Here is an 8,762-nt window from a genome sequence, read left to right on the forward strand (position 1 = left end):
CGATCTCCCCGCCCCGCCTGCCCCCGGTGATCAAGAGGTTTACGTCATCCCACCCGCTGTCCCTGACGCGAACCTCTTGATCACCGCGCACCACCCCCGTCCGACGCTGGCGATCAAGAGGCATGCGTCAACCGCAGCGCCAGTTCTGACCCGAACCTCTTGATCACCGGGACGAGGCGCGGCAGAGGCGGGCGGCGAGGCGAGGCGCGCGGGGCGAAGGGGTGGGGTCAGGGGAGGGTGAGGGTGCCGGTGGCGACCAGGACGGCGGGGCCGGCGAGCCAGCAGGAGTCGGCGGTCACCGTGACCGTGAGCCGGCCGCCGGGGAGGTCAACCGCCACGACGCCGGTGTCCCGGGCGGCGTCGCGCAGCGCCACGGCGGCGACCGCGCAGGCGCCGGTGCCGCAGGACAGGGTCTCGGCCGAGCCGCGCTCGTAGACCCGCATCAGCACATGGCCGTCGGTGCCGTCGACCGGGTCGGCGGGGGTGGTGAACTCGACGTTCACCCCGTGCGGGAAGACCCGGGGGTCGAATTCGGGTGCGCGGGTCAGGTCCAGGTCGGCCAGGTCGACACCGGCCGGCAGGGCGCAGACCAGGTGCGGGTTGCCGACGTCCACCGCCGTGCCGGGCAGGGTCAGCCCGCCGAGGACGGCGCGGGAGGCGTCGTACAGCCGGGGGCGGCGCATCTCGACGGCGATGGTGTCGCCGTCGACCCGGGCCCGGACGAGGCCGGCGCGGGTCGCCACCGGCAGGGTTCCGCCGGCCGGGGCGGCCAGCCCGGAGGCCAGCAGGTAGCGGACGAAGACCCGGGCCCCGTTGCCGCACATCTCGGCGAACGAGCCGTCGGAGTTCCAGTAGTCCATGAACCACTCGGCCTCACCGGCGAGGGTGACCCCGTCGGGGTGTTTCGCCGCCCGGACCACCCGCAGCACGCCGTCTCCGCCGAGGCCGCGCCGCCGGTCGCAGAGCGCGGCGACCAGGCCGGGGGTCAGGTCGAGGGTGCCGTCCGGGTCGGGCAGGATGACGAAGTCGTTGCCGGTGCCGTGACCCTTGGTGAACTCCACGCCCCCATCATGGCCGATGCCCGGCGACCACCCGCAGGGCAGTCTCGACAAACGTCGGCGCGGTCGGGTCCAGCCAGTGGATGCGCTGGTCACGGCGGAACCAGGAGCGTTGCCGCCGGACGAACCGGCGGGTGGCCCGGATCGTCTCGTCCCGTGCCTGCGCCTCGTCGGTCTCCCCGGCCAGGAACCGCAGCACCTGCTGGTAGCCGAGCGCCCGGCTGGCCGTCCGGCCGTCGGCCAGGCCCTGCCCGGACAGCGCGCGGACCTCGGCGACCAGCCCGTCGGCCCACATCCGGTCGACCCGCGCCGCGATCCGCTCGTCGAGCAGTGCGGTGTCGAGGTCGACGCCGAGCTGCACCGCCGGGTAGTACGGGGTCGGGTCGGGCAGCGAGGCGGTGAACGGCGCCCCGGTCAGCTCGATCACCTCCAGCGCCCGGACGATGCGTCGGCCGTTGCCGGGCAGGATGCCGGCCGCCGCCACCGGGTCCGCCCCGGCCAGCCGGGCGTACAGCGGGGCCGGGCCGAGCTGCGCCAGTTCCGCCTCCAGCCGTCCGCGTACCGCCGGGTCGGTGCCGGGGAACTCGAACTGTTCGAGCACCGCCCGCACGTACAGGCCGGAGCCGCCGACGAGCAGCGGCACCCGCCCCCGGGCCAGGATGTCGTCGACCGCCGCGCGGGCCAGCCGCTGGTACCCGGCGACGCTGGCCGGCTCGGTGACCGGCCAGATGTCCAGCAGGTGGTGCGGCACCCCGTCCCGTTCGGCCGGGGTGAGTTTGGCGGTGCCGATGTCCATGCCCCGGTAGAGCTGCATCGAGTCGGCGTTGACCACCTCACCGCCGAGGGCGTGCGCCAGGGCGATGCTCAGCGCCGACTTGCCCGCCGCGGTCGGACCGACCACGGCGACGACCGTGCCGCTCACCGCGCCACCCCGCCCGCCGACGCCGGCCCGGTGCCGCCGGCCGGTGTCCCGTCCGGGCCGGTCGGTTCCGTCCGTCTCCAGGAGGCCACCAGGTAGCCGACGCCGTAGGGGACGCCGTCGTGGCGCAGTTCGCCGCGCCAGTCGCCGCCGGCCGCACGGACCGCCCCGGCCAGCACCTGCCAGGCCGGCCGGCCGGCGACCCCCAGCTGCGCCGACAGCTCCGGGTCCAGGCCGAGCAACGCCTCGGCGTCCGCGTCGGCCAGGGCACGGGCAACCTCCCCGTCGTACGCCCCGGCGCGCGGGTCGTCGTAGCCGGGCGCTTTCGGGCCGTGGCAGGCCGACCCGTCACCGAGCACCAGCAGGGCCCACGGCCCGTCCACCCCCAGCCGGGCGCCGAGGGCGGCGCACCGGTCGGTCGGCTCGTCCGACGCGACGCTCACCAGCCGCCAGGCGGTCGGGGCCGGCGGGGCGGTCCGGTCGACCAGCCACGCCCCGACCAGGAGACTCAGCGGCAGCCCCTCGTCGTCGGCCGGCAGCGGCACAGGGCCGACGCCAACCGGCGGGGAAACAGCCGGCGGCGCAGGGTCGGACCGTGGCGGGGCGGCCCGGACCGGGGAGGGGCCGGCCGGGTCGCCGGTGGGGTCGGGGTGGGGTGTTCCGAGGCCGACCGTGAGGGGCAGGCCCCAGGGGGCGAAGCTGCCCCGGCGGGGCAGCTTCAGCTCGGCGGTGCGCTCGCCGGCACCGACCAGCACGATGGTGCCCGCTCCGGCCGCGTAGAGGACGGCGACGGCGGCGGCGCAGGCGGCGCGCAGCTCCGCCAACTCGGGCGCGGCGGCCCCGGCCAGCTCGGGCACGATCAGCGGCGGGTGCGGGCAGACGGCGGCGGCGACCAGGGGCACCAGGCAACGGTAGCGGCCGGGCACCGCCCGCTCCGCCCACCCCGGTGCCCCGGGTGCGGCAGGGTCGGGCACCGGGGGGCGTGGACCCCACTCCCCCGGTGCACGTCGGTGGTCAGTCGGTCTGGCCGCCCCAGCCGCCCTGGACCATGGTCTGGAACCGCCACTGCCCGCCGGTGCGGACCAGCAGGTCGGCGTAGCGCACCCGCTGGCGTTGGCCGTCGAGCGTGAACTCGGCCTCGGTGAGCACCACGGCCAGGCTGCGGGTGAGGAAGTAGGGCGTGCGGCGGCTCTCCATCCGCAGGTCGCCCCCGCCGCTGAGGACGCCGCCCATCATCTCCAGGTAGGCCGCCCGGTCGAGCTGGCGGGCCGAGCCCTCGCCGGTCGCGTCGTCGGTGACCGTGTTGAGCGGGAACAGCGCCAGGTCGGCGGTGCCGGCCACGTCGCCCGCCTCGGCCAGGGCGTCGTACCGGCGGAACCACTCGTCCAGCTCGGCGAGATCGGCGGCGTCGGGCACGAACCCGGGGTCGGCCGGGGGCGTCATCCGGGTGTGGGACTGGGTCATCCTGCTCCTCCTCGCCCGCCCGCAGTGCGGACGGCAGCTTCCTGTACGGCCTACCGTACAGCGTACGGCGGATTGCGACACTCCCCCCACGGAGCCTGTGTGTGGGTGCTAGGACACCGTATGGTCACGGTCAGAGACAGGCGCTCGACGCGGACGGGGGCGGACCTGTGACAATGCCGGGAGCAAGTTGGCTGCGCCGTGGCGGCGATCGCGGGGGGTTTCCCGACGACGCCGGGAGAACGAGGATGGGCACATGAGCGACTGGACTGCCTTCGGACGGGTGGACGCGGACGGCACCGTGTACGTGAAGACCGGCGAGGGCGAGCGGGTGGTCGGTTCCTGGCAGGCGGGCGCGCCCGAGGAGGGCCTGGCCCACTTCGCCCGCCGCTTCGCCGACCTGGTCACCGAGGTGGACCTCACCGAGGCCCGGCTCAACTCGGGCGCCGCCGACGCGGGGGGTTCGCTGAGCACCGTCCGGCGGATCCGCGCCTCGCTGGCCGAGGCCCACGTCGTGGGGGACATCGACGCCCTCGCCGCGCGCCTGGACAAGCTCGCCGTGCTCGCCGAGGAGAAGGCCGGCGAGGCCCGCGCCGCCCGGGAGGCCGCCCGGGGTGAGGCGCTCGCCCGCAAGACCGCCCTGGTCGAGGAGGCCGAGAAGCTGGCCGCCGAGTCGACCGGCTGGAAGACCGCCGGCGACCGGCTCAAGGAGATCCTCGACGAGTGGAAGACCATCCGGGGGGTCGACAAGAAGACCGACGGTGAGCTGTGGAAGCGGTTCGCCGCCGCCCGGGACGGCTTCACCAGGCGTCGGGGCGCCCACTTCGCCTCCCTCGACCAGCAGCGCAAGCAGGCGCACACGGTCAAGGAGGAGCTGGTCGCCGAGGCCGAGAAGCTCTCCGACTCCACCGACTGGGCGGCCACCGCCAACCAGCTCAAGGAGCTGATGAACCAGTGGAAGGCCGCCCCGCGCGCCTCCAAGGAGTCGGAGCAGAAGCTCTGGGAACGGTTCCGCGCCGCCCAGGACGCCTTCTTCAGCCGGCGCAGTGAGGTCTTCTCGGCCCGGGACAACGAGCAGCGGGCCAACCTGGAGCGCAAGCAGGCGCTGCTGGTCGAGGCCGAGGCGCTGGACGTCGACGGCGACCCGAAGGGTGCCCAGGCGAAGCTGCGCGAGATCCAGGCCCAGTGGCACGAGGCGGGCCGGGTGCCCCGGGAGGCCGCCGCCGGCCTGGAGCGGCGGCTGCGTGCCATCGACGACAAGGTCCGCGAGGTGATGGACTCGGCCTGGCGGCGGACCACCAAGGAGGACAACCCGCTGCTCGCCCAGATGCGGGCGCAGGTCACCGAGGCCGAGGAGCGGCTCGCCCGCGCCCAGGCCGCCGGGGACGCCCGCCGGGTCAAGGAGGCCGAGCAGGCGCTCGCCTCCAAGCGGCAGTTCCTCCAGCTCGCCGAACAGGCCGGCTGACCCCGGCCCGACGCACGGGCAGGCTGAGCGGAGCGCTCCGCGAGCCCCCGGTCCCCGCGTGGGACCGGGGGCTCGCGCGTGTCTGCGGGCGGTACGGCGGTCGACCGGGAGTGACCTGCCCGGACGGGCCGCCGGCGCCGGTTGTTGACGCATCGAGACGGGCTGATCAGAATGGGCGGCAGAGCCAGGTCGATTCCACCGGCGCGAGGGCACCGACGACGGACACCGTCGTCGGGAGTCGCCGGTGCACCGCAGCGAGTGGCCGTGTCCACGTGACCCGGCACGTCGCGCACTGTCCGCGTATCCCGAAACCAGCGGGACGGACGGCGGCGGCCGGCGTTTCCCCCGGTTTTCCGCCCGCGTCGCCGTGGCGACGCCGGGCATCCGAAGTGGAGCCCGCATGTACCGACCCCGCATTCTCGGCGCCGCGCTCACCGCGCTCGCCACCGCTGCAGCCGGCGTGTTCGTCGCCGCCGCCGTCAGCACCACCCCGGCCGCCGCCGCCGTCGGCGGCACCGGCACCGGCTACCTGCACACCAGTGGCAACAAGATCGTCGACAGCACCGGCGCGACGGTCCGGTTGACCGGCATCAACTGGTTCGGCATGGAGACCGACAACCGCACGTTCCACGGCCTGTGGTCGAACAACCCGTGGCGTGGGCAACTCGACAAGATGGCCAGCCTGGGCTACAACACGCTGCGCATCCCGTACTCGAACGACTCGGTCAAGCCGGGCGCGACCGCCACCGGGATCAACGACTTCGTCAACCCGGACCTGATCGGGCTCTCCCCGTTGCAGATCCTCGACAAGGTGATCGACTACGCCGGCAGCAAGGGCATGCGGGTCATCCTGGACCGGCACCGGCCGACGTCGGCCGGTCAGTCGCCGCTCTGGTACACCTCGACGGTCTCCGAGGCGACCTGGCTCAACGACTGGAAGATGCTGGCCCAGCGGTACGCCGGCAACACCACGGTGATCGGCGCGGACCTGCACAACGAGCCGCACGCCGAGGGCACCAACCCGGCCGCGACCGGCGCCTGCTGGGGCTGCGGCGACACCACCCGGGACTGGCGGCTGGCCGCCGAGCGGGCGGGCAACGCGATCCTCGGGGTGCAGCCGAACTGGCTGATCTTCGTGGAGGGGGTGAGCTGCCCCAGCGGCGGCCTGTCGAACGTCTGGGACAACGACACCAGCAACGACGAGGACTGCGGCTGGTGGGGTGGCAACCTGTCCAAGGCCGGGCAGTTCCCGGTCCGGCTGAACGTGGCGAACCGGCTGGTCTACTCGCCGCACGAGTACGCCACCAGCGTCTACGAGCAGGAGTGGTTCAAGGCGGCCGACTTCCCGGCGAACCTGCCGGCGGTCTGGGACCGCTACTGGGGTTACCTCTACAAGCAGAACATCGCCCCGATCATGATGGGCGAGTTCGGCAGCACCCTGGCCGACCCCCGGGACAAGGTGTGGCTGGAGAAGCTGATGGCCTACACCGGCACCGGCGTGAACGGGATGTCCTTCACCTACTGGTCGTGGAACCCGAACTCGGGTGACACGGGTGGCATCGCGCTGGACGACTGGACCAACATCAACACCGCCAAGCAGGCGATCCTCCAGCCGTACCTGATCGCGCCGGTGGCCGGTGGGGCCGACCCGACGGGCACCCCGACGCCGAAGCCGCCGACGACCACCCCGGTGCCGCCGACCACCACCGCGCCGCCGCCCACCACGACGCCCCCGCCGCCCACCACCACGCCGCCGGCGTCCGGTGGGTGCACCGCCACCTACAAGCAGGTCAACGCCTGGCAGGGTGGCTTCCAGGGCGAGCTGACCGTCAAGAACACCAGCTCGGCGGCGGTCAACCCGTGGTCGGTGACCTGGACCTGGCCGTCCGGGGTCACCCTGGTCAACGGGTGGAACGCCACGGTCACCCAGTCCGGCACGACGGTGACCGCCGCCGGGCCGAGCTACGCGCCGTCGCTGGCGGCGGGCGCGTCGGTCACCGTGGGCTTCACCGCCAACGGTACGGCCGCCGCGCCGGCCTCGGTGAAGCTCAAGGGCACCGCCTGCTGAGCCGGTCCCGTCCGCACCCGGCGGGCCGCCTGTCGACTCGTCCGTCGACAGGTGGCCCGCCGGCCGGTCCGGCACCGTCGGGGCGGCAGCCGGCCCGCCGATTTACATCTGCGACTGTCTATGCTTTGCTCGGGAAAGCGCTTGTCCGGGCTGCGGGCGCACCACACGGGAGCCACCTCGTACCGACCTGACCCCCCGGCAGGGGCCGATCGGCGAACGCGGCGAGTCACCGGTGCCCACGGGCGCGGCACCCACCGGCGGCTCCCCCGTCGACGGCCGCCTGTCCCACCCGAAAGGGACGCAGCATGCGCACACCTCGGCGTCGTACGACGCTGATCGCCGCCACCACCGTCGCCCTCCTCGCCACCGGCACGCTCACCGCCGTCGCCGCCCACGCCGCCACCGGCTGCGCGGTCAGCTACACCCTCGGCGGGCAGTGGCAGGGCGGCTTCACCGGCAACGTCACCGTCACCAACCTCGGCGACCCGCTGTCGAGCTGGAGCCTGCGCTGGTCGTACTCGGCCGGGCAGACGGTCAGTGACGCCTGGAACGCCACCGTGGCCCAGAGCGGCAGCACGGTGACCGCCACCAACGTCAGCTACAACGGGAGCGTGCCGACCGGCGGCAGTGTCTCGTTCGGCTTCAACGGCACCTGGAACAACTCCAGCAACCCGGCACCGACCAGCTTCACCCTCAACGGGGTGACCTGCACCGGAAGCACCGCCCCCACCGGTGCGCCGACCACCCCGCCGTCGGCCACACCCCCGCCGACCACCCCGCCGGCGACCACCCCGCCGCCCAGCGTGCCGCAGACCGGCCTGGTCGGCTGGGCCACCCAGAACGGCGGCACCACCGGCGGCGGCAGCGCGGGCGCGACGACCGTCTCCACCGCCTCGGCGCTGACCAGCGCGTTGAACGCCACCGGCGCGGCGGTGATCCGGGTCTCCGGCACCATCAACTGCTCGGGCATGCTGCGGGTCCGCTCCAACAAGACGGTGCTCGGCAACGCCGGAGCGACGATCGTCGGCTGCGGCTTCACCGTCAACGGCGACCGTAACGTCATCATCCGGAACCTGACGTTCCGCAACTGGAGCGACGACGCGATCAACGTGGAGAGTTCGGCCACCAACATCTGGATCGACCACAACACCTTCAGCAACGGCTACGACGGCACCGTCGACATCAAGCGCGGCTCGGACTTCGTCACCGTCTCCTGGAACCGGGTCTACAGCCACGACAAGACGATGCTGCTCGGGCACAGCGACGACAACGGCAGCCAGGACATCGGCCACCTGCGGGTGACCTACCACCACAACTGGTACGACGGCAGCAAGCAGCGCAACCCCCGGGTCCGCTTCGGCAACCCGGTGCACGTCTACAACAACTACTACTACAACAACGCCGGCTACGGCGTGGCCTCCACGATGAGCGCCGGGGTGCTCGTCGAGGGCAACTACTTCGAGAACGTCAAGGACACCTACCACCTCGGCGAGGCCGACTCCGGGCCGGGCAGCCTGGTGGCCCGCAACAACCACTTCGTCAACTCGCCCGCCGGGCAGACCGGCGGCAGCGTCGCCGGCATCCCGTACCCGTACACCCTGGACAGCGCGAGCAGCGTGAAGTCCATCGTGACGGCGGGCGCCGGCGCGGGCCGGATCTCGGTCTGACCGCGCACCGGTCGGGGTCCGCCGGTGGCGGGCCCCGGCCGGGGGGGTCAGTGCGCGGCGCAGCCGGTCGTCGGCGCGGGCGGCGCGGCCGGCGCGCCGACCGTGGGCAACCCGAGCAACACCC

General features: G+C 73.7%; 7 protein-coding genes. 3 read left to right on the forward strand and 4 right to left on the reverse strand.

Annotation, left to right across the window (positions count from 1 at the left end; translation table 11 throughout):
• Positions 1-227: 227 nt before the first annotated feature.
• The 4 genes from dapF to H1A17_RS32415 form a co-directional block, all read right to left on the reverse strand.
• Positions 228-1,061, reverse strand: a complete 834-nt coding sequence (dapF, locus tag H1A17_RS32400) for a diaminopimelate epimerase (protein ID WP_194823663.1) — start codon at positions 1,059-1,061, stop codon at positions 228-230.
• A 7-nt stretch (positions 1,062-1,068) separates the two neighbouring features.
• Positions 1,069-2,061 carry a tRNA (adenosine(37)-N6)-dimethylallyltransferase MiaA gene (gene miaA, locus H1A17_RS32405; protein ID WP_194823664.1) on the reverse strand — a complete coding sequence of 331 codons (993 nt, stop codon included), beginning with the start codon at positions 2,059-2,061 and terminating at the stop codon, positions 1,069-1,071.
• Complete coding sequence (locus tag H1A17_RS32410; protein WP_309236925.1) at positions 1,977-2,879, reverse strand: hypothetical protein; 903 nt, start codon at positions 2,877-2,879, stop codon at positions 1,977-1,979. Before H1A17_RS32410 ends, miaA begins: the two co-directional genes overlap by 85 nt.
• 112 nt (positions 2,880-2,991) lie before the next feature.
• A complete protein-coding gene (locus tag H1A17_RS32415) occupies positions 2,992-3,441 on the reverse strand; it encodes a hypothetical protein (RefSeq protein WP_228544669.1) in 450 nt (149 codons plus the stop codon).
• Between the two features lie 253 nt (positions 3,442-3,694).
• Between H1A17_RS32415 and H1A17_RS32420 the strand changes: the two genes are divergently transcribed.
• From H1A17_RS32420 to H1A17_RS32430, 3 genes are all read left to right on the forward strand, one after another.
• Positions 3,695-4,903, forward strand: coding sequence for a DUF349 domain-containing protein (locus H1A17_RS32420; protein WP_145918484.1), 1,209 nt, complete (start codon positions 3,695-3,697; stop codon positions 4,901-4,903).
• A 400-nt stretch (positions 4,904-5,303) separates the two neighbouring features.
• Entirely contained in the window at positions 5,304-6,971 is a 1,668-nt protein-coding gene (locus tag H1A17_RS32425) for a cellulase family glycosylhydrolase (RefSeq protein WP_145918483.1), read from the forward strand.
• A 305-nt stretch (positions 6,972-7,276) separates the two neighbouring features.
• Positions 7,277-8,638: a cellulose binding domain-containing protein gene (locus H1A17_RS32430; RefSeq protein WP_145918482.1), complete on the forward strand. Its 1,362-nt coding sequence runs from the start codon at positions 7,277-7,279 to the stop codon at positions 8,636-8,638.
• Positions 8,639-8,762: the final 124 nt, after the last annotated feature.

The organism is Micromonospora sp. S-DT3-3-22, from assembly GCF_015354745.1.
GTDB classification, from domain to species: domain Bacteria; phylum Actinomycetota; class Actinomycetes; order Mycobacteriales; family Micromonosporaceae; genus Micromonospora; species Micromonospora wenchangensis.

Bases quoted from the DNA above. Each gene is read 5' to 3' on its own strand.
- H1A17_RS32415 (WP_228544669.1), bottom strand. From the start codon at position 3,441: ATGACCCAGTCCCACACCCGGATGACGCCCCCGGCCGACCCCGGGTTC.
- H1A17_RS32420 (WP_145918484.1), top strand. From the start codon at position 3,695: ATGAGCGACTGGACTGCCTTCGGACGGGTGGACGCGGACGGCACCGTG.
- H1A17_RS32425 (WP_145918483.1), top strand. From the start codon at position 5,304: ATGTACCGACCCCGCATTCTCGGCGCCGCGCTCACCGCGCTCGCCACC.
- H1A17_RS32430 (WP_145918482.1), top strand. From the start codon at position 7,277: ATGCGCACACCTCGGCGTCGTACGACGCTGATCGCCGCCACCACCGTC.